Origin of the sequence: Eubacterium ramulus (assembly GCF_003122485.1) — a bacterium.
Taxonomy (GTDB): domain Bacteria; phylum Bacillota; class Clostridia; order Lachnospirales; family Lachnospiraceae; genus Eubacterium_I; species Eubacterium_I ramulus_A.
Genome location: NZ_JRFU01000121.1, coordinates 14,357 through 34,253, shown reverse-complemented (window position 1 = coordinate 34,253; position 19,897 = coordinate 14,357). Strand labels below are relative to the sequence as shown.

The window sequence follows — 19,897 nt, the reverse complement described above, 5'->3', positions numbered from 1 at the left end:
TCATTTCAGCGTCCACACATTCCGGAACGCCCTCAGCATATAAGTCTTATGGAACTATTATACGTTTTCTGTAATTCTTATGCAACTATTTCTTCCACAGTGCCAATACCATAGCAAAATTAATGCAATCTTCTCTTTTCACTTTCCTGATTATGCGTTAAAATATAAATAATAGCGACTTAATTTCGTTTATGTTGTTTATGTTATGGAGGACATATGAATCAAAAAGCATTAAAAGTTTTAGAATATGACAAAATCATTCACCTGCTTGCAGATCAGGCGACTTCCGATGCCGGCAAAAAACGCTGTCTCGAACTGAAGCCTATGACAGACAAACAGGATATCATACAGGCACAGACACAGACATCGGATGCACTTTCCCGCATCTACCGCAAAGGCAATCTGACTTTCGGTGGCTTAAAAGATCCGGGATTTCAGATGAAACGACTGGAAATCGGCGGTACATTAAACGCTGCCGAACTTCTGTCTGTCTGTAACCTGTTAGAGATTACGAAACGCGCAAAATCTTATTCCAGAGAAAACCGTGACGATCTGCCAAAGGATTCGCTGGATGATATGTTTGCAAGACTTGAGCCGCTGACACCGCTTTTAGAAGAAATCCGCCGCTGTATTTTAGCAGAGGATGAGATCAGTGATGATGCAAGCCCGGCTCTGCACAGTGTGCGGCGAACCATCCGCAATATCAATGACAAGATCCATGGTGCCATGAACAGTTTGTTGAACAGTTCCACCACCCGTTCTTATTTACAGGATACGGTTGTCACCATGCGAAACGGTCGTTACTGTCTGCCGGTCAAGGCAGAATACAAAGGACAGGTTCCAGGCATGATCCACGATCAGTCCGCTACCGGTTCCACCCTGTTTATCGAACCGATGTCCGTTGTAAAATTAAATAACGATTTAAAAGAAGCATTTTTAAAAGAGCAGGAAGCCATCGAAGCAGTGTTGGCAGAACTCAGTAATCTGACTGCCCAGTACTCAGATTTCCTGATGGATAATTATCATATCCTGACGGATCTTGATTTTATTTTTGCAAAGGCAAATCTGGCAAAAATCCAAAACGGTATGGCTCCGATCTTCAACACGGAAGGACGTATCCGGATCCGTCAGGGACGACATCCGCTGCTGAACCCGAAAAAAGTCGTTCCCATCGATGTTCATCTGGGCGATGAGTTTCACCTGCTGATCGTTACCGGACCGAATACTGGTGGTAAAACCGTTTCTTTAAAAACGGTCGGTCTGTTTACCCTGATGGGACAGGCAGGATTGCACATTCCGGCAAAAGATCGTTCCGAACTTGCTATTTTTGACGATGTATACGCAGATATCGGAGATGAACAGAGTATTGAGCAGAGTCTGAGTACTTTTTCTTCTCATATGACAAACATCGTTTCCATCCTGAAACATGCTACCCCGCACTCCCTCGTTCTTTTTGATGAGTTGTGTGCCGGTACAGATCCGGATGAAGGTGCCGCCCTTGCGATTTCCATCCTCGACCGTCTTCGTCAGGATAAGATTCGCACCATGGCAACCACGCACTACAGTGAGATCAAGCTTTACGCACTCTCCACAGAAGGTGTAGAAAATGCCTGCTGCGAATTCAGCGTACAGACCTTAAGCCCTACCTACCGTCTGCTGATCGGTATTCCGGGCAAAAGTAATGCCTTTGCCATTTCCAGCAAGATCGGACTTCCTTCTGATCTAATCGAAGATGCCAAAACACGCATTACCAAAGAAAATGAAAGTTTTGAGGACGTGATCGCTGATCTGGAACAGAGCCGTCTCACCATTGAAAAAGAACAGGCAGAGATCAACCGTTACAAACAGGAAGCTGCCTCTTTAAAGAAACAATTAGAAGAAAAACAGGATAAATTAAACCGCAGCCGCGACCGTATTTTACAGGAAGCAAACCAACAGGCCGCCGCTATTTTAAAAGAAGCAAAAGATCTGGCAGACGAAACCATCCGCAACTTCCATAAATATGGCAAAACTCATGTGGATGCTGCTGCCATGGAAAAAGACCGTGAAAAAGTCCGCAAGAAACTGGACAAAGCTCAGTCCAAATCTTCCATGAAAAAGAAAGCTGCCGTCAACCACAACGTTCCGAAGAAGCTGCGTCTGGGGGATTCCGTCAAGATTCTCAGCATGAACCTGAAGGGAACCGTTCACACCCTTCCGGATGCCAAAGGAAATCTGTTCGTGCAAGCTGGTATCCTGCGTTATCAGACCAATATCCGCGATCTTGTTCTGTTAAACGAAGATGCCACTCCGGTTGTACAAAACACAAAAACCGGCGCCGGCAAGCTGAAAATGGCAAAATCATTATCCGTTTCTCCAGAAATCAACCTGATCGGTAAAACCGTAGATGAAGCTCTAATCGAACTGGATAAATATCTGGATGACGCTTATCTGGCACATTTAAAAACCGTGCGTATTGTTCACGGAAAAGGTACCGGTGCGCTGCGCAAAGCGGTTCAGAACCATTTAAAGAAACAAAAATATGTAAAATCTTATCATCTTGGCGAATTTGGCGAAGGTGATGCCGGTGTAACGATCGCCGAATTCGAATAGGAGGAAAATTATGGCAGTCAAACAGAAAATTCTGATCGTAGATGACGATGCCAATATCGCTGAGCTGATCTCATTGTATCTGCTGAAAGAATGTTATGATACGAAGATCGTAGAAGACGGAGAATCCGCTCTGCGCGAATTTAAAACTTATCAGCCAAATCTCATTTTACTGGATCTGATGCTCCCGGGCATCGACGGATATCAGGTCTGCCGTGAGATCCGGACACAGTCCAACGTACCGATCATTATGCTTTCTGCCAAAGGTGAAGTATTTGACAAAGTACTTGGTCTGGAACTTGGCGCTGACGACTATATCATCAAGCCATTCGATTCTAAGGAATTAGTTGCGAGAGTCAAAGCAGTGCTGAGACGCTATCAGGTCATGAAACCGGAAAAGGCAGAACCAGAGATCAAATGTGTGGAATATCCGGATCTGGTCATCAATCTGACCAACTACTCTGTCATGTATTACGGACAGATCATCGACATGCCGCCAAAGGAGCTGGAACTTCTGTATTTCCTTGCTTCCTCTCCAAATCAGGTGTTCACCAGAGAACAGCTTTTGGACAACATCTGGGGCTATGAATATCTGGGCGACACACGTACCGTTGACGTACATGTCAAACGTCTCCGGGAAAAAATCAAAGATCACGAACATTGGGGGATTTCAACGGTATGGGGCATCGGATACAAATTCGAACGCCGCTAACCGCATTTATTTCATATGAAACATAAAATACTTTTCAGGATGATATTTTCTTATCTTGTATTTGCAGTGCTTGGATTTATTATGATATCCACCTTTACTGCCCGTTACAATCAGAAATATCTCGAAAAACATTTTGCCTCTGCTCTACGCCGGGAAAGTAACCTGATCGCCACGTCCTTTGGAACCAACTATTACAGTTCCGATATGACGCTGACACAGTTTCAAAAACAGCTTTATGCAGTAGGCAGCTACCTGAATGCAGATATTTATGTCGTGGATACCGACGGGAAAATTCTTGTGACTTCTACCGAATCCTGGGAAGCCACTGACTCCGAAATGATCCCGGATTTTGACATTCTGGATTTTGGAAGCGATTATTATAATATCAACCATTTTTACAACCTTTATGATTCCGATGTGCTAAGTGTTTATACGCCGGTCACTCATAATTACAGTGTAAGCTGTTATGTCCTGATCTGTCAGCCACTGAGCCACATTTCAGATCTGCAATATGGCTTACTGAACAGTTATTATCTGTCCCTGATTTTTCTGGCACTGCTGGCCATGATCATTTTGGTGGTATTCTTCTTTACCGTTTACCGCCCACTGAATACGATCTGTAAAGCCGCTGTCTCCTATGCAGAGGGCGATTTTGAAACCAAACTGGAGTTGCATCGGCAGGATGAACTTGGAACACTGGCAGATACTTTAACCTACATGGCAGTGGAATTGGATGCACTTGAAAACGATCAGCACAAATTCGTTTCCAATGTGTCTCACGACTTCCGTTCTCCACTGACATCCATCAAAGGTTACGCACAGGCGATGGCAGATGGTACGATTCCACCGGAGTTACAGGAAAAATATTTAAACGTTATCATTTTTGAAGCAGAACGTCTGGAAAAGCTGACGCAAAGTCTTCTGGAATTGAATAAATATGGTTCTAAAGGCACGTACCTGAATCTGACCGTATTTGATCTGAATCAGCTCATCAAACGAACAATACTGATGTTTGAGGGACGCTGTAAAGAAAAGCGCCTTTCCTTTGACCTGATCCTGACCGGAGACGAACTGTATGTCAAAGCAGATTCCGCAAAAATTGATCAGGTTATGCACAATCTGATCGACAATGCTTTTAAATTCAGCAATGCAGATTCCGCCATCACGATTGAAACTACGCTGCGAAACGGAAAGGTATTTGTATCCGTCAAAGATCGCGGCATTGGTATTCCCAAAGACAGCATCGGACGTATCTGGGAACGTTTTTATAAGACAGATGCATCCCGTGGAAAAGATAAAAAAGGCACCGGACTTGGTCTTGCCATTGTAAAAGAGATCATTCATGCACACCATGAAAATATTAATGTCATCAGTACCGAAGGGGTAGGAACCGAATTTATCTTCACCCTCCCTTATGCAGAGAATGAAAATTAATTTCTTCTCATTCTCCTTGCAATAGATTTGTGAACATTTATACTTACTTCTTATGACCGGCAGATTGTATAGATAATCAAGCGTTTAATAAGAAATTCAGCATAATTTCCAATCAAGCAAAGAAAGAACCCGAACAGTTCATTTCTGATCTGTTCGGGTTTTCCTTTTTACTCCACATTCACCATTGCTTTTTCCCGCATGGTTCGTTTTTTCTTCACATCTGCTTTTGCTTTTTTACTCACCTTTCTATGATAGTTATTATCAAAGGATATTTTCTCCAGCTGGTCCAGAATCCGTTTCTGTCCCTTCTGTGGCTTTGCAAAATAGACAATCAGTAAAATGGCAAGCAATACAGTCGCGACAATGGATACTTCCATATCCTGACGTGCGATTGCTCCAAATATTGCTGCGATACAGAGCGCTGCTCCCATTCCAAGAAACAGATTTGCTGTTTTCTTCTTTCCGAATTTACCAACAATCTTACAACCACGCTCATCATCTTCGATTGTTCCATTAAAGTAAAGTCCAAGACTCATACCTTTAATTTCAAACTCTTTGTGATGGCAGATCGTAAAGTCCCTGTCATTCTTAAAATGTCCCCAAAAGCAATTCTGCTGCTGATACGCACGCATATTCTCTCTTGAATCTTCCACAACCTTATTTTCCCACGACATTTTCCACTCACGCGGGGTCAGGTGACTGATAATTGTTACATTTTCCATACGTTAAAAAACAAACTTTCTAAAAATTATTTCTTCCTATGCCAGTAATGGTACTAAGAACAGGAATCCAAGTGCTGTAACGATACCGGATACGATCAGTACGATTGCACAGTAACCCATGATATCTCTTGCACCCAGACCTGCGATACCAAGTGCCGGAAGTGCCCAGAACGGCTGCAGCATGTTTGTCCATGCATCACCCCAGGCAATACCCATAGCTGTAACAGCTGGTGTAACGCCAAGTTTTAATCCTGCAGGCATCATGATAGGTCCCTGAACAGCCCACTGTCCGCCGCCTGACGGTACGAAGAAGTTTACGATACCTGCTGCTAAGTAGCACAGTACCGGGAATGTACGCGGTGTAGAAATACTTACAAATCCATTACTGATTGCAGATGCAAGGGATACGCCGTTTGAACCTGCGGTAACCATCATACCCTGAATACCAGCGTAGAATGGGAACTGTAAGATAATACCACCAGCACTCTCTGCAGACTCCATGATGGCTTTTACATAACCGATCGGTGTCTTATGGAATGCAATACCAAGGATTAAGAAAATCAAGTTTACGATATTCAGTGATAATGCGTTCAGAATAGAACCTGCATTCACGAAATAGTAAATCAGATAAACTGCTCCGATTACAACAACGATATAAGAAAGAATCATACTGTTCTCAAGTTTCTCAGCCGGTGTACGATCTTTTTTCGCTTTTGTCTCAACTGCTTCCGGTGCATCTTCCAGAAGTTTCGGATCTATGGAAACAACATCTTTTGCATCCGGATGCATTTTTGCATTTACGATAGCGACAACAACTACTACTGCTACAACCATGATCAGGTTCCATGCAGAGAAAATTGTCTGTGATGTAGGAACAACCTCTGTAACTGCTCCACCTGTATTTGCAACAGTTCCGTCAACATCGAGAGCTGTCATACCAAGCGGAATAGATCCGGAAATTCCTGAATGCCAGATTACGAATCCTGAATAAGCGGCTGCAATGATCAGACGATAATCAAGACCTTTAATCTTCTTTGCTACTTCTTTTGCAAGTAATGCGCCGATGATCAGACCAAATCCCCAGTTAATAAAGCAGCAGATTGCAGAAATAATTGTAACAAATGCAACTGCTCCTGCTGGTTTTTTCGGTACTCCAGCAAGTTTTACAATAATTCTCTTGATAGCCGGTGCGTTTGCCAATGCACTACCAAGTACAAGAACCAGTGCCATCTGCATAGAGAATGCTAACAGTCCCCATACACCTGATCCCCAGGCGTTTGCAACTTCGATCGGATTCATACCTGCTACCGGCATTGCTGCGATAAATACGACAATCGTTAAGATAATACAGAAAACGAATGCGTCAGGAAGGAATCGCTGTACGAGTTTTACACAGCCATTTGTAAATTTTTTAAACATAGTCCCCTCTCCTTTCTCTACCTTGAACTATGCATTGTATTATACTCCTCTTTTTTTGAGTTACCAAGCAGTTACTTAATAACAAATCAAATTTGAGAAAAATTGAATCGTTTTTATACTTTTTTAGCATTTTTTATAAAGATTTTATATTTGTAAAAAATAGTAGGCAAATTCGCTTATAAACCACTCCTATTTTTCTCTCTTTCATTCTCTCTTGTATTCCATACGCGACTGAATTATAATCAATCTGAAAAAGAATAAAAAGGAGCAAATCATTTTATGTCAATGAGTAAAACTGAATTACTGAAGTTGCAGAACGGCAGCGATGTAAGGGGCATCGCGTGTGAAGGCATCGAAAATGAGCATGTCACACTGACTTCCGAGGCAGCGTACCTGATCGGTCGTGCATTCGCCATCTGGCTTCTGAAAAAGAAAAATATCAAGCCGGACGAATGTATCATCGGTATCGGTACAGACTCCAGAATCACCGGTCCTGAGCTGAAAAAGCAGGCTATGATGGGTATGTTAGACGAGGGCATCTACGTATCCGACTGTGGCATGGCTTCCACACCTGCCATGTTCATGTCCATCGTATATCCGGAAACCCGGTACGATGGTGCCTGCATGATCACAGCAAGCCATCTTCCGTTTAACAGAAACGGACTGAAGTTTTTTGACAAAGACGGCGGACTGGAGCACGATGATATTACTGCCATTCTTGAAATTGCCGCAGGACTGGCAGAGCAGGTATCATCAGACACACTGACCAGACCATTGCCGACAGACTGCAACCGTCTGACAGAGTTTGAACTGATCTCACTTTACAGTGCAAATCTGTGTATGAAGATCTGTGATGGCGTAAATGCCGAAAATTATGACGAACCATTAAAAGGATTAAAGATTGTTGTAGACGCCGGAAACGGTGCCGGTGGATTCTTTGTAAATGAAGTATTAAATGAACTGGGTGCAGACACAATCGGAAGCAATTTCCTTGATCCGGACGGTATGTTCCCAAATCATATTCCAAACCCGGAAAACAAAGACGCTATGAAAGCCATCTGTGACGCAACCGTTGCTGCTGGTGCTGACCTTGGTCTGATCTTTGATACGGATGTAGATCGTATGTCTGCTGTATTGTCCGATGGCACACCGATCAACCGTGATTCCATTATCGCCATGATTGCAGCTATTCTGGCGCCGGATTATCCGGGCAGCACCATTATCACGGATTCCGTTACTTCCGACCGTCTGACTGACTTTCTTGAAAATCAGCTTGGTCTGAAGCATCTGCCTTATATGCGCGGTTACAAAAATGTAATCAACAAATGTAAGGAACTCAATGCCAAAGGCATTGTAAGCCCACTGGCTATGGAGACTTCCGGTCACGGCTGCCTGAAAGAGAATTATTATCTGGATGACGGCGCTTATCTGGCTGTCAAACTGGTGATTGCCGTCGCTAAAGCGAAACGTGAAGGAAAAACTATTGATCATTTCATTTCCGGTCTCAGCACCGAATATGCCGACCGTGAAGTACGTTTTCCGATTCTTACAGAGGATTTCCACAGCTATGGCTCCCGTGTACTGGCAGAGTTCAAGACCAGAGCTTCTGAGTCCGGCTTTGAGCTTCCAACTGCCTATGAAGGGGTAAGAATCCGCTTCTCTGGTGTATGTACCGGCTGGATGCTTCTGAGAGCCTCTCTGCATGATCCGGTTATGGTTTTAAATCTGGAAGGACAGACAGTACGTGATCTGGAGATCATCACAGGGATTGCACAGAGTCTGGTGGAAGATTTTGACAAACTTGACCTGTCCGCACTGTAATAAAGGAATAGTATAAGTGTACAAAAATATTGCATATAAATTGCACAAAAAAAGAAGCGGTTCGTTCCGCTTCTTTTTTCTGTTTCATACTTCGGACAAAGTATATAAAGAGTTAGGTTTTAATCGTGTAGCTTCCCTTCTACACGAACATGAAGGTTTGGTATTTATGTTGGTATTTGAAAATTACTAATTTGTTGTGCTGCTTCTTATCGGTATGAAGTAGCATCAAAGGTTACGTCTGTTGCTGTATAAACAGAAATCACTGTTCCGCACTGTGGGCAACGACGGCCAAAATTGTTTGTAAGGTGTCCACATAAGTTACAACGATATTTGCTGTCTACAGCTGTAACAGTTACTTTTTTGTTTTCCGTACTTCTCATATGAATTCCCTCCGTTCTTTCCAATTATTCCCTTTATTAATTATTTATTCCCTATGTTTTGTACTTTCTCAAGCACATGCTTATAATACAATATGATTTAATACATTTCCAATAGAAAAAAGCTACCTTATAATAACAAAAACTTATTAATGTATTATTTCAATCACTTGTTACCAATTGGAAATGTGCAATCCGCATACTTTATGAATACATTTGAATGGTCTTTCGTAGCATGGTGCACAAGTACTGTGGATCATCAACAATTTATTAACAAGGTTTTTATGCAAACTTCCATGCAAAATATTTTTAAATTACACAAAAAAAGAAGTCATACGAAAATTTCTTTTCGTATGACTCCATGAAGTACTCTGTAAATCTTATACTAACTCAAGAACAACTTCCATTGCTCCGTCACCTTTACGAAGACCGATTTTAACGATTCTTGTGTATCCACCGTTACGATCTTTGTATTTTGGTGCGATCTCTGTAAATAATTTATCTACTAAATCAACTTCTTTAGTATCTTTTTTCTTTGCGCCTGTCTCTGTTACAGGGTAAAGAACTTTCAGCATCTCTCTTCTTGCATGAAGACGGGACGGCATATCTTTCTTGATTGTTTTCTCAACTTCATCATAAACAGTAACTTTTTTACCATCTACAACTTCTTTTACTCTCTTGCCTTCGCTGTCTTTACGAGCAACTTTAGCTTTTACAGTAACTTCTTCGAAGTTATCGCACTCTTTTACTGCAGATGCGATCAGACCTTCAGCGACTTTACGAACTTCTTTTGCTCTAGCCTCTGTAGTGATGATTCTTCCGTTGTGAAGTAATGCAGTTACCTGACTTCTGATTAATGCTTTTCTCTGGGAAGATGTTCTTCCTAATTTACGATATTTTGCCATTTTAATAGCCCTCCATTATTGTGGTTCATCCGGCAACGCTCTTTGGACTTAGATACCGAATGTGATGCGGGGAGACGTTTTGTTGTCTGCCCTGTTGATATTCCTCCACTCATGAATGACGACAGATTAACGCACATCGGTCTTATATCCTCTGCCGCTTAATGAGTTATATAAAAGAATTACTCTTCGCCCTGATTGAGCTGTAAGCCTAACTCTTTTAATTTTGCCAGTACTTCTTCTAAAGACTTGCGTCCAAGATTACGAACTTTCATCATGTCTTCCGGTGTTCTGTTTGTCAACTCTTCAACAGTGTTGATTCCTGCTCTCTTCAGGCAGTTGTAAGAACGAACGGATAATTCAAGCTCATCAATGTTCATTTCCAGAACTTTCTCTTTTGCGTTGTCTTCTTTCTCGATCATGACTTCTGCTGTCTTAGCATTCTCAGACAGGTCGATGAAGAGATTCAGATGCTCGCTTAATACTTTTGCTGCAAGGCTGACAGCCTCATCCGGCTCAAGTGTTCCGTTTGTATGAACATCTAATGTAAGTTTATCATAGTCAGTGATCTGACCTACACGTGTATTCTGAATTGTCAGGTTTACACGATCAACTGGTGTGTAGATTGCATCTACAGCGATAACGCCGATCGGTACATCTTCGCCTTTGTTTTTATCTGAGCTTACATATCCACGTCCTTTTGTAATTGTCAGTTCCATGTATAACTTGGAATCTACCCCACCGTTTAAGTGAGCAATTACAAGATCCGGATTCATGATCTGGATATCCGGATCAGCCTGGATATCAGCTGCAGTAACAACGCCTTCACCTTCAAATTCAATGTAAGCAACTTTAGATTCATTTGTTGGACTGGTATTCTTTAAAGCCAAATTTTTGATGTTCATGATGATCTCAGTAACATCCTCTTTAACACCTGGGATTGAGCTGAACTCATGTAAAACACCATCAATCTTTACCTGACTAACTGCTGCTCCCGGCAATGAAGAAAGCATGATTCTTCTCAGGGAATTACCAAGAGTAATGCCGTAACCTCTTTCGAGCGGCTCTACGACAAATTTGCCATACTTTTTGTCTTCTGAAATTTCAGCAATCTCAATTTTTGGTTTTTCAAAATCGAACACTGTACGTCCCTCCTTAAATTTTATACTAATCAGTGCTTTTATTTTAAGACACAAAAATCATCCGCCTGCATGATGCCATGAAGCGTCTGATTTTTGTGCAAATTCGGCACTGCTCGTTGCCTACATGATTATTTAGAATATAACTCGACGATAAGCATCTCGTCTACCGGTACATCGATCATCTCGCGTGTCGGTAACTCTTTTACTTCGCCTTTCAGGTTCTCCTGATCAACATCAAGCCATTCCGGAACGAGACGGCCTGCTGTTACCTCAAGGATATCTTTATATCTCTGAGAGCTTTTAGCGTTCTCTTTGATTTCGATTGTGTCACCAGCTTTTACTAAGTAAGACGGAATGTTTACGCATTTGCCGTTTACTAATACATGCTTGTGATCAACGATCTGTCTAGCTTCTTTTCTTGTTCTAGCTAATCCAAGACGGAATACTACGTTGTCAAGTCTGCTCTCAAGAATTGTCATGAGGTTTGCACCAGTCATGCCTTTCATTCTATCAGCTTTCTCATAGTAGTTGTGGAAAGGTTTCTCCAGAACTCCGTAGATGAATTTTGCTTTCTGTTTTTCTCTTAACTGAAGACCATACTCAGAGATCTTCTTGTTTGCTCTTTTTGACTGTCTATTTGATTTTTTATCAATTCCTAAATAAATCGGATCCATACCAAGGGATCTGCATCTTTTAAGAACAGGTACTCTATTTACTGCCATCTCAGACTACACCTCCTAATTAGACTCTTCTACGTTTTGGCGGACGACAACCGTTGTGAGGTACCGGAGTAACGTCTGTGATACTTGTTACTTCAAGGCCGCTTGCGGAAAGAGCACGGATAGCTGCTTCTCTTCCTGAACCCGGTCCTTTTACGAATACGTCTACTGTTTTAAGACCATGAATGAGCGCTGCTTTTGTAGCAGTCTCTGCTGCCATCTGTGCAGCATAAGGAGTAGATTTTCTTGAACCTCTAAATCCAAGACCACCGGCACTTGCCCATGATAAAGCATTGCCTTCAGCGTCTGTCAATGTAACGATTGTATTATTGAAAGAAGACTGAATATGTGCCTGTCCACGTTCAACGTTTTTCTTTACACGCTTTTTAGTCACTTTCTTTGTAACTTTCTTAGCCATAATTAAACTAACCTACTTTCTACAGATTTTTGTCAAAATGCATTGCGGTCTGTCCCATGGACGACCTCTCTATCTCAATGCATTATTTTTTCTTGTTTGCTACTGTTCTCTTCGGACCTTTTCTTGTTCTAGCGTTGGTCTTTGTTTTCTGACCACGAACCGGAAGTCCTTTTCTGTGACGGATACCACGATAGCATCCAATCTCCTGAAGTCTCTTGATGTTCATAGCAACTTCTCTTCTTAAGTCACCTTCTACTGTCTGAGACTCATCAATTACTGCACTGATTTTCTTAACATCATCATCTGTTAAGTCTTTGCAGCGGATATTAGGATCAACTTTTGCTTCTGCAAGAATACGATTGGAACTTGCAACGCCAATACCATAAATATAAGTCAAGCCAATCTCTACACGTTTTTCTCTTGGTAAATCTACACCTGCGATACGAGCCATGTGTGTTTACACCTCCATAATGATTTCGTTTTCTTAGTTACATCCCGATACATTTTATGCAGCTCCGGATTACCCGGCCTGAAATGTGTGCACAACCTGTATCAGCTGTTCATTAATGCTTCTATATTATAGAAACATTACAGTGTCGTTTTATCTTCCGCCATGAACAGCAAAATTCAGAGGGAATCTTGCTGCAGCCGCACATCCGGAAAATTTCAGGAGACGCTGTAATCCCTTCTGATTCAAACAGATCCTGTTCCAAATTGGTACTCTGTGGCAGAGTGCTCCATGGAGGAACGGATTAGCAGTTTCGCGTTGTCTCCAACCTGCTCTCATCATCTATTTAAAGAATGATTAACCCTGTCTCTGTTTGTGCTTCGGATTTTCACAGATAATTCTGATGCTTCCTTTTCTTTTAATTACTTTGCATTTTTCGCAAATAGGTTTAACTGATGATCTTACCTTCACAGCAAATCCTCCTTTCCTTAAACAAAAAAACTCCATACTATAAAGCCTTTTCGTTTTGTGAATAGAAGCCAGGCAATATACATAATATTCCCTTGGTTCTCCAAAAGCGTCATTGGGTATTATAGCATGGAGTATTCCTTATTGCAACATGTTTTTTAAGTTTTTTATACTCTTTTTGTATAAAAACAAATACTTACAAGTTCCGTGTTCTATTTATCTCTCCAGGTAATTCTGCCTTTTGTCAGATCATACGGTGAAAGTGCTACTTTAACCTGATCTCCCGGTAAAATACGAATAAAGTTTGTACGTAATTTACCGCTGATATGAGCAAGTACCTGATGACCATTCTCTAATTCTACCTGAAACATCGCATTCGGAAGTTTCTCTACAACTGTTCCGGTCATTTCAATTACATCTGCTTTTGACATTGATTTGCCTCCTGTTATTGTTCTACTGTATTTTGGATACGCTGTTGATACAGTTTCAGTGCCCGCTTTACATTCAGATCGTTTCGATCTTCCTGATTTAAAAGAAGTTCTGTCACCTCTGCCGGCAGTTTTTTAATCCGTTGAATATGTCTGCAGTTCTTTTTCTTCGGCTGTTCACACAGCTTCAGAATGCCATCTGCTACATAGACAAAATCTCCTTCTTCACGCAAAATGACATAGTAATGCCCTTTATCGTGTCCTGCCAGTGACAATGCCAGTTCTACTCGCATCCCAGTCCTCCATTCTGCATCAGAACACGCTCATCCTCTGTCAGTGTCAGAATCTCCGGCTCGCCGTCTGTGATCAGAATTGTATTCTCATAATGAGCTGAAAGAGAACCATCTTCTGTGATAACTGTCCAGTCGTCGTCGGTCCACTCCACATCATAACGACCTGCATTGACCATTGGTTCAATTGCTAATGTCATACCCGGACGCAGACGGATACCTCTGCTTTTCTGAGCAAAATTCGGAATCTGTGGATCTTCATGCAGCTCACAGCCTACACCGTGACCTACCAGATCTCTTACAACGCCATAACCAAATTTCTCACAGTATGCACCAATTGCATTGGAAATCTGATGAAGATGATTTCCTGCTTTCGCATACTTAATACCTTCAAAAAAGCTCTGTCTTGTACGTTCGATCAGTAATCTGGCTTCTTCTGAAACTTCACCGATTGCATGGGTTCTTGCTGCATCAGAATGATAACCTTTGTAGATGCAACCCATATCAAGACTTACAATATCACCGTCCTGAATGATTCTTTTTGCTGATGGAATACCGTGTACTACCTCATTGTTGATGGATACACACACGGAACCCGGAAAGCCACCATAATTTTTAAAGTTCGGTACGCAGCCATAGCTTCGGATCATATCTTCTGCCATGCTGTCTACTTCCAGAGTGGACATTCCTGCTTTCAGCTCTTTACCAAGATCCTGATGAATCTTGGCAATGATATGGCAAGACTTGCGGATCAACTCAATTTCACGTTCAGATTTAATAGTTACTGACATGTTTTCCTCCATTCTGGAGCATTAAGCTTCTAACATTTTCACGATTTCTTCAAAAACAGTCTCCATCGGCTGAGTGCCGTCTACTGTTTTCAAGATACCTTGATCGCCATAGTAATCGATCAGAGGTTTTGTCTGTGCATGATATACATCCAGACGTTTTTTTACTGTCTCCGGCTGATCATCATCACGAAGTACAACCGGCTCTCCACAACGGTCGCAAATTCCCGGTTTCTTGGTCGGAATATTTACAATATGATATGTTGCACCACAGTTTAAGCATGCTCTTCTGCCAGACATTCTGCTGATGATATTTTCATCCGGCACATCTACATTGATGGCGTAATCCATTTTCTCATTACGTGCATTCAATGCTTCTGTCAGGCACTCTGCCTGCGGGATTGTTCTTGGAAAACCATCCAGAATGAATCCGTTTTTGCAGTCATCTTCTGAAATACGGTCTACAACAAGATCACAGGTCAGTTCATCCGGAACTAACAGTCCCTGATCCATATATGTTTTGGCTTTCTTTCCAAGCTCTGTATCATTTTTAATATTGGCACGGAAAATATCTCCTGTTGAAATGTGTGGAATGGCAAACTTATCTGAAATCTTCTTTGCCTGAGTTCCTTTGCCGGCACCTGGTGCCCCTAACATAATTATTTTCATTGTTCTTCCTCCTCCGATATGAGCCTTTCCCTTACTGCTCTCTCTATTGTACAGGATTTGCTTCGTTTTGAAAATACTAAAAAACATTTATAAAGCACAATAGGAGATACCTGTAATTTCAAGTATCTCCAACAGTACATTAATCATTTAAAAATCCTTTATAATTCCGAACCAGCATACGGGACTCAATCTGTTTTAATGTCTCAATGATAACACCAACGATGATGATCAGAGATGTTCCACCAAATGAAATTGATGCATTGAATGCTCCCTCAAAGAAGATCGGAATAACTGCAACAATTACCAGACCTACGGCACCGATAAAAATGATGTAGTTTAAGATCTTTGTCAGATATTCACTGGTTGGCTTACCTGGACGGATACCCGGGATAAAGCCTCCCTGTTTTTTCATATTGTCTGCAATTTCCAACGGATTAAATGTAATGGATGTATAGAAATATGCAAAAGCAATAACTAATGCAATATATACAATTAATCCTATAGAGTATATCGGTTCATTGAAATCACACCAATTGGACTGATTTAACATTTTAAGAATTGTACCGCCAATTCCGTTTCCACCAGATTTACCAAGCAGCTGCATGATGATCAGTGGGAACATGAATAATGACTGTGCAAAGATGATTGGAATAACACCTGCAGTATTTACCTTTAACGGAATATGAGATGTCTGTCCACCAACCTGTTTTCTTCCCTGTACTTTTCTGGAATACTGTACCGGAATTCTCCGCTCAGCTCCCTGTAAAGCGACAGTTAAGACTGTTACTATAATGATAATTGCAATAATAATTGCCAAATTCAGTACCTGGAATGCAATTTCTTTTCCCTTTACAAACTGTTCAAATAATAATGTAAGATCCTGTGGGATTCTTGAGATAATGTTGATTGTAAGTACGATAGAGATACCGTTTCCTACACCATTCTCTGTAATTCTCTCACCGATCCACATGATTACGGTAGATCCTGCAGTCAATGTTACGACAGCTGTAATAACATTCAGAGCATTAAATTTGATCAGAAGTCCACTTCTGCCGAATCCGATTGCCATAGCAAGAGATTCCATTAATGCAAGTGCTACTGTCAGATAACGTGTAATTGCAGTCATCTTCTTACGACCTTCTTCACCGTCTTTCTGAAGCTCTTCCAGTTTTGGAATCGCAATGGTCAGAAGCTGGATAATAATAGAAGACGTAATATATGGAGTAATATTCAATGCAAATACCGACATCTTCTCGAAAGAACCGCCGGTAATTGCATCAAAAAATCCGAAAGCGCTGCCTGAATTGCCAGAAAACCATTCTGAGAAATAGCTTCCATTAACTCCCGGAACCGGAAGCTGCGTACCGATTCGTACCACTACTAACATGAGCAGGGTATAAATGATACGGCTTCTGATTTCCTTGAGCTTAAATGCGTTACGGACTGTTTCAAGCATTAGATCACCTCTGCATTTCCGCCAAGTGCCTCAATTTTTTCTTTTGCTGATGCACTGAAAGCGTTTGCCTGAACTGTAAGTTTCTTTGTCAGTTCTCCGTTTCCAAGGATTTTAACACCATCTCTCGGGTTTTTAACAAGTCCTGCCTCGATCAGAGTGTCTACAGTTACAACTGTATCATTCTCAAATCTCTCAAGAGCAGATACGTTTACAGAAACGATCTCTTTGGAGTTTCTGCAAGTGAATCCTCTTTTCGGGATTCTTCTGTATAATGGCATCTGACCACCTTCAAAGCCTGGTCTTGGAGCTCCGGAACGAGCTTTCTGTCCTTTATGGCCTTTACCTGCTGTCTTACCATTTCCTGAACCGTGTCCACGGCCTCTTCTGAAGTTATCGCTGTGTTTTGAACCTTCTGCCGGTCTTAAGTTTGATAAATCCATCGTGGCACCTCCTTACTATTAGATTTCTTCTACTTTTACTAAATGTCTAACCTGCTGAATCATACCACGAACTGCTGCGTTATCCGGCATTTCAACAGTTTTGTTAAGTTTCTTTAAACCTAAAGCTTCTACTGTTTTAACATGTTTCGGAACTGCACCGATTGTAGATTTCACAAGTGTGATTTTTAATTTATCTGCCATCTTATATCCCTCCTTAACCCAGGATCTCTTCTACGGATTTACCGCGAAGTCTAGCTACTTCTTCCGGGGATTTTAACTGGCTGAGCGCATTGATTGTAGCAAGTACAACGTTCTGCTTGTTATTGGATCCCAGAGATTTTGTACGGATGTTTTTGATACCAGCGAGCTCGCACACGTTACGTGCCGGGCCACCAGCGATAACTCCAGTACCTTCCGGAGATCTTTTTAATAATACAGATGCACCTGTATGTTTACCAGTTGTATCATGTGTAATACTGTTGTTTGCGTCTAATTTAACCTCGATGAGTTTCTTCATTGCATCTTCTTTTCCTTTGCGGATTGCTTCCGGAATTTCAGCTGCTTTTCCTAAACCTGCACCAACATGACCGTTGCCATCGCCGACTACGACTAAAGCTGTAAAACGCATGTTACGTCCACCTTTAACAACTTTGGTTACACGTTTAATTGATACCACTTTTTCATTTAATTCCAACTGGCTGGGATCAATGATTGTACGTTTCATGTATTGTTTCCTCCTTGTTAAAAGTTTAATCCAGCTTCACGTGCTGCGTCTGCTAATGCCTGAACTTTACCCTGATAAATGAAACCGCCTCTGTCAAATACTACAGTTGTGATTCCTTTCTCAAGTGCTTTCTTAGCGATTGCTGTACCAACCTGAACTGCTGCATCTACGTTATTTGTTTTCTCGCAAGCTGCTTTAATGTCTTTATCCATTGTAGAAGCTGCACAAATTGTGTTTCCAACTGTATCATCAATAATCTGGGCGTACATATGATTATTGCTTCTAAAAACAGCTAAACGTGGTCTTTCAGCAGTACCTGCTAAATGATTACGCACTCTTCTGTGCTTTTTAACGCGAACTTCTGTTCTTGATTTCTTACTAACCATTACCTGTCACACCTCCAATTATTTCTTACCAGTCTTACCAACTTTACGTCTGATAACTTCATCAGCATATTTGATACCTTTTCCTTTGTAAGGCTCAGGTCTTCTCTTATCTCTGATTTCTGCTGCGTACTGGCCAACTTTTTCTTTATCGATACCTTTTACAATGATTTTGTTTCCATCAACAACTGCCTCTAAGCCTTCTGGATCAATCATCTCTACCGGATGAGAATATCCAAGGTTTAATGTCAGTTTGTTTCCAGATTTGGATGCTCTGTAACCAACACCGTTAACTTCCAGTGTTTTCTCGTAACCAGCTGTTACACCGATTACCATGTTGTGGATCAGAGTTCTTGTTAAACCATGTAAAGATTTCATTTTCTTTAAATCATTTGGTCTGGTTACAATGATCTCAGAACCTTCCTGTTTGATATCCATCTCTGCAGGTAACACTCTCTCAAGTGTTCCTTTAGGACCTTTTACAGTCACCTGATTATTTTCTGCGATTGTTACGGTTACTCCGTCCGGAATCGCGATTGGCATTCTTCCTATACGTGACATGCCCGTACCTCCTATATTCTGTATTGGTCGACATCTGCCGACATGCATTGTTACACAGTATGTTCCACCTTTGCAGTGGAATTATACTTTTGGATCGTTTATAGATTTTACCACCTTACAGCATTGTCTGTAAAGCAGTCTCTTAACTCTCTCATCGAGAAATTAAGGATGTTTGTCAGAAGCCATATTCTGGCTCCTGAACATTTCCACGGGAATCTTCTGTTCGCTAAGCTCAAGCTGCGCCTATGGCTTGCTTTTGCTAATCTCACAGAAGGACCTCGCACTAACCTCAATCTGCGCCCGAAGGCTTGATTTCGCTAAGTGGCTTCCGGCCTACCATACAAATGCTAATACTTCTCCGCCAACCTGAAGTTTTCTAGCTTCTTTGTCAGTGATAACGCCCTGGTTTGTAGAAAGGATTGCTGTTCCTAAACCACCCAGAACTTTCGGGATCTCGTTTTTGCTTGCATATACACGCAGACCCGGTTTGGAGATTCTCTTGATACCTGTGATGATTTTTTCATTTTTATCAGCACCGTACTTCAGTGTAACACGGATTGTTTTGAAATTACCATCTTCAATGATCTCGTATTTTGCAATATATCCTTCGTTGAATAAAATCTCTGCGATAGCATTTTTCATTTTGGATGAAGGAATATCTACTGTATCATGTTTAGCAGTATTTGCATTACGGATTCTTGTAAGCATATCTGCGATTGGATCACTCATTGTCATGTTGTGTTTCCTCCTGTAATATTTTCATTCAGCTTGCTTTCGTTAAGTGTATCTTACCAGCTTGCTTTCTTAACGCCCGGAATCTCACCTTTGTAAGCTAATTCACGGAAACATACTCTGCAGATACCATATTTCTTTAATACAGAATGCGGACGTCCACAGATTTTGCAGCGTGTATATGCTCTGGTAGAGAATTTCGGTGTACGCTGCTGTTTGATTTTCATTGATTTCTTAGCCATTAAAGTCCCCTCC

25 protein-coding genes are annotated in these 19,897 nt (G+C 41.5%); 4 read left to right on the top strand and 21 right to left on the bottom strand.

Going from position 1 to position 19,897, the window contains the following annotated elements; all coding sequences use genetic code 11:
* Positions 1-216: 216 nt before the first annotated feature.
* Genes LG34_RS10660 through LG34_RS10650 form a run of 3 tightly spaced genes read left to right on the top strand, consistent with a single transcriptional unit; the run spans position 217 to position 4,735 of the window.
* Complete coding sequence (locus LG34_RS10660; protein ID WP_109216023.1) at positions 217-2,592, top strand: endonuclease MutS2; 2,376 nt, start codon at positions 217-219, stop codon at positions 2,590-2,592.
* Positions 2,593-2,602: 10 nt separating this feature from the next.
* On the top strand, positions 2,603-3,301 hold the full coding sequence (locus LG34_RS10655) for a response regulator transcription factor (RefSeq protein ID WP_109216022.1): 699 nt from the start codon (positions 2,603-2,605) through the stop codon (positions 3,299-3,301).
* Positions 3,302-3,340: 39 nt separating this feature from the next.
* Positions 3,341-4,735 carry a HAMP domain-containing sensor histidine kinase gene (locus tag LG34_RS10650; protein WP_330427515.1) on the top strand — a complete coding sequence of 465 codons (1,395 nt, stop codon included), beginning with the start codon at positions 3,341-3,343 and terminating at the stop codon, positions 4,733-4,735.
* Positions 4,736-4,902: 167 nt separating this feature from the next.
* On the opposite strand, the gene LG34_RS10645 is transcribed toward LG34_RS10650, so the two are convergent.
* Together LG34_RS10645 and LG34_RS10640 are read right to left on the bottom strand one after the other, a co-directional pair.
* Positions 4,903-5,388 carry a hypothetical protein gene (locus tag LG34_RS10645; RefSeq protein WP_146190219.1) on the bottom strand — a complete coding sequence of 162 codons (486 nt, stop codon included), beginning with the start codon at positions 5,386-5,388 and terminating at the stop codon, positions 4,903-4,905.
* 105 nt (positions 5,389-5,493) lie between these two features.
* On the bottom strand, positions 5,494-6,876 hold the full coding sequence (locus LG34_RS10640) for a short-chain fatty acid transporter (protein ID WP_109216019.1): 1,383 nt from the start codon (positions 6,874-6,876) through the stop codon (positions 5,494-5,496).
* A gap of 279 nt (positions 6,877-7,155) precedes the next feature.
* Between LG34_RS10640 and LG34_RS10635 the strand changes: the two genes are divergently transcribed.
* Positions 7,156-8,697 carry a phosphomannomutase/phosphoglucomutase gene (locus tag LG34_RS10635; protein ID WP_242979878.1) on the top strand — a complete coding sequence of 514 codons (1,542 nt, stop codon included), beginning with the start codon at positions 7,156-7,158 and terminating at the stop codon, positions 8,695-8,697.
* Positions 8,698-8,903: 206 nt separating this feature from the next.
* Here the strand turns inward: LG34_RS10635 and LG34_RS16760 are convergent, their stop codons facing one another.
* The 19 genes from LG34_RS16760 to LG34_RS10545 all read right to left on the bottom strand — a co-directional run bounded on the left by LG34_RS16760 (position 8,904) and on the right by LG34_RS10545 (position 19,884).
* Positions 8,904-9,077 (bottom strand): hypothetical protein, encoded by a 174-nt coding sequence (locus LG34_RS16760; RefSeq protein WP_177956967.1) that lies wholly within the window; start codon positions 9,075-9,077, stop codon positions 8,904-8,906.
* Between the two features lie 377 nt (positions 9,078-9,454).
* On the bottom strand, positions 9,455-9,979 hold the full coding sequence (locus LG34_RS10630; RefSeq protein WP_109216018.1) for a bL17 family ribosomal protein: 525 nt from the start codon (positions 9,977-9,979) through the stop codon (positions 9,455-9,457).
* 179 nt (positions 9,980-10,158) lie between these two features.
* Positions 10,159-11,118 (bottom strand): DNA-directed RNA polymerase subunit alpha, encoded by a 960-nt coding sequence (locus LG34_RS10625; RefSeq protein WP_109216017.1) that lies wholly within the window; start codon positions 11,116-11,118, stop codon positions 10,159-10,161.
* Positions 11,119-11,246: 128 nt separating this feature from the next.
* A complete protein-coding gene (rpsD, locus tag LG34_RS10620; protein WP_109216016.1) occupies positions 11,247-11,840 on the bottom strand; it encodes a 30S ribosomal protein S4 in 594 nt (197 codons plus the stop codon).
* A 19-nt stretch (positions 11,841-11,859) separates the two neighbouring features.
* The gene (gene rpsK / locus LG34_RS10615; RefSeq protein WP_109216015.1) at positions 11,860-12,255 is read right to left on the bottom strand and encodes a 30S ribosomal protein S11; all 396 of its coding nucleotides are present in this window, start codon (positions 12,253-12,255) and stop codon (positions 11,860-11,862) included.
* Between the two features lie 82 nt (positions 12,256-12,337).
* On the bottom strand, positions 12,338-12,706 hold the full coding sequence (gene rpsM / locus LG34_RS10610) for a 30S ribosomal protein S13 (RefSeq protein WP_109216014.1): 369 nt from the start codon (positions 12,704-12,706) through the stop codon (positions 12,338-12,340).
* A gap of 354 nt (positions 12,707-13,060) precedes the next feature.
* Complete coding sequence (rpmJ, locus tag LG34_RS10605; protein ID WP_003022746.1) at positions 13,061-13,174, bottom strand: 50S ribosomal protein L36; 114 nt, start codon at positions 13,172-13,174, stop codon at positions 13,061-13,063.
* A gap of 209 nt (positions 13,175-13,383) precedes the next feature.
* The gene (gene infA / locus LG34_RS10600) at positions 13,384-13,602 is read right to left on the bottom strand and encodes a translation initiation factor IF-1 (protein ID WP_021739335.1); all 219 of its coding nucleotides are present in this window, start codon (positions 13,600-13,602) and stop codon (positions 13,384-13,386) included.
* 14 nt (positions 13,603-13,616) lie between these two features.
* Positions 13,617-13,892: a KOW domain-containing RNA-binding protein gene (locus LG34_RS10595; RefSeq protein WP_109216013.1), complete on the bottom strand. Its 276-nt coding sequence runs from the start codon at positions 13,890-13,892 to the stop codon at positions 13,617-13,619.
* Positions 13,883-14,680 (bottom strand): type I methionyl aminopeptidase, encoded by a 798-nt coding sequence (gene map, locus LG34_RS10590; protein WP_109216012.1) that lies wholly within the window; start codon positions 14,678-14,680, stop codon positions 13,883-13,885. The genes LG34_RS10595 and map overlap by 10 nt, the downstream gene beginning before the upstream one ends.
* A gap of 21 nt (positions 14,681-14,701) precedes the next feature.
* Entirely contained in the window at positions 14,702-15,346 is a 645-nt protein-coding gene (locus LG34_RS10585) for an adenylate kinase (protein ID WP_109216011.1), read from the bottom strand.
* Positions 15,347-15,485: 139 nt separating this feature from the next.
* Positions 15,486-16,802, bottom strand: a complete 1,317-nt coding sequence (secY, locus tag LG34_RS10580) for a preprotein translocase subunit SecY (RefSeq protein ID WP_109216010.1) — start codon at positions 16,800-16,802, stop codon at positions 15,486-15,488.
* Positions 16,802-17,242 (bottom strand): 50S ribosomal protein L15, encoded by a 441-nt coding sequence (gene rplO / locus LG34_RS10575; RefSeq protein ID WP_109216009.1) that lies wholly within the window; start codon positions 17,240-17,242, stop codon positions 16,802-16,804. The genes secY and rplO overlap by 1 nt, the downstream gene beginning before the upstream one ends.
* 18 nt (positions 17,243-17,260) lie before the next feature.
* Positions 17,261-17,443, bottom strand: coding sequence for a 50S ribosomal protein L30 (rpmD, locus tag LG34_RS10570; RefSeq protein ID WP_109216008.1), 183 nt, complete (start codon positions 17,441-17,443; stop codon positions 17,261-17,263).
* Positions 17,444-17,456: 13 nt separating this feature from the next.
* The gene (gene rpsE, locus LG34_RS10565) at positions 17,457-17,966 is read right to left on the bottom strand and encodes a 30S ribosomal protein S5 (RefSeq protein ID WP_109216007.1); all 510 of its coding nucleotides are present in this window, start codon (positions 17,964-17,966) and stop codon (positions 17,457-17,459) included.
* Between the two features lie 17 nt (positions 17,967-17,983).
* On the bottom strand, positions 17,984-18,352 hold the full coding sequence (gene rplR / locus LG34_RS10560; protein WP_109216006.1) for a 50S ribosomal protein L18: 369 nt from the start codon (positions 18,350-18,352) through the stop codon (positions 17,984-17,986).
* Positions 18,353-18,370: 18 nt separating this feature from the next.
* On the bottom strand, positions 18,371-18,910 hold the full coding sequence (rplF, locus tag LG34_RS10555; RefSeq protein ID WP_109216005.1) for a 50S ribosomal protein L6: 540 nt from the start codon (positions 18,908-18,910) through the stop codon (positions 18,371-18,373).
* Positions 18,911-19,243: 333 nt separating this feature from the next.
* Entirely contained in the window at positions 19,244-19,645 is a 402-nt protein-coding gene (gene rpsH, locus LG34_RS10550; RefSeq protein ID WP_109216004.1) for a 30S ribosomal protein S8, read from the bottom strand.
* Positions 19,646-19,698: 53 nt separating this feature from the next.
* Entirely contained in the window at positions 19,699-19,884 is a 186-nt protein-coding gene (locus tag LG34_RS10545; RefSeq protein ID WP_021739346.1) for a type Z 30S ribosomal protein S14, read from the bottom strand.
* Positions 19,885-19,897 lie beyond the last annotated feature (13 nt).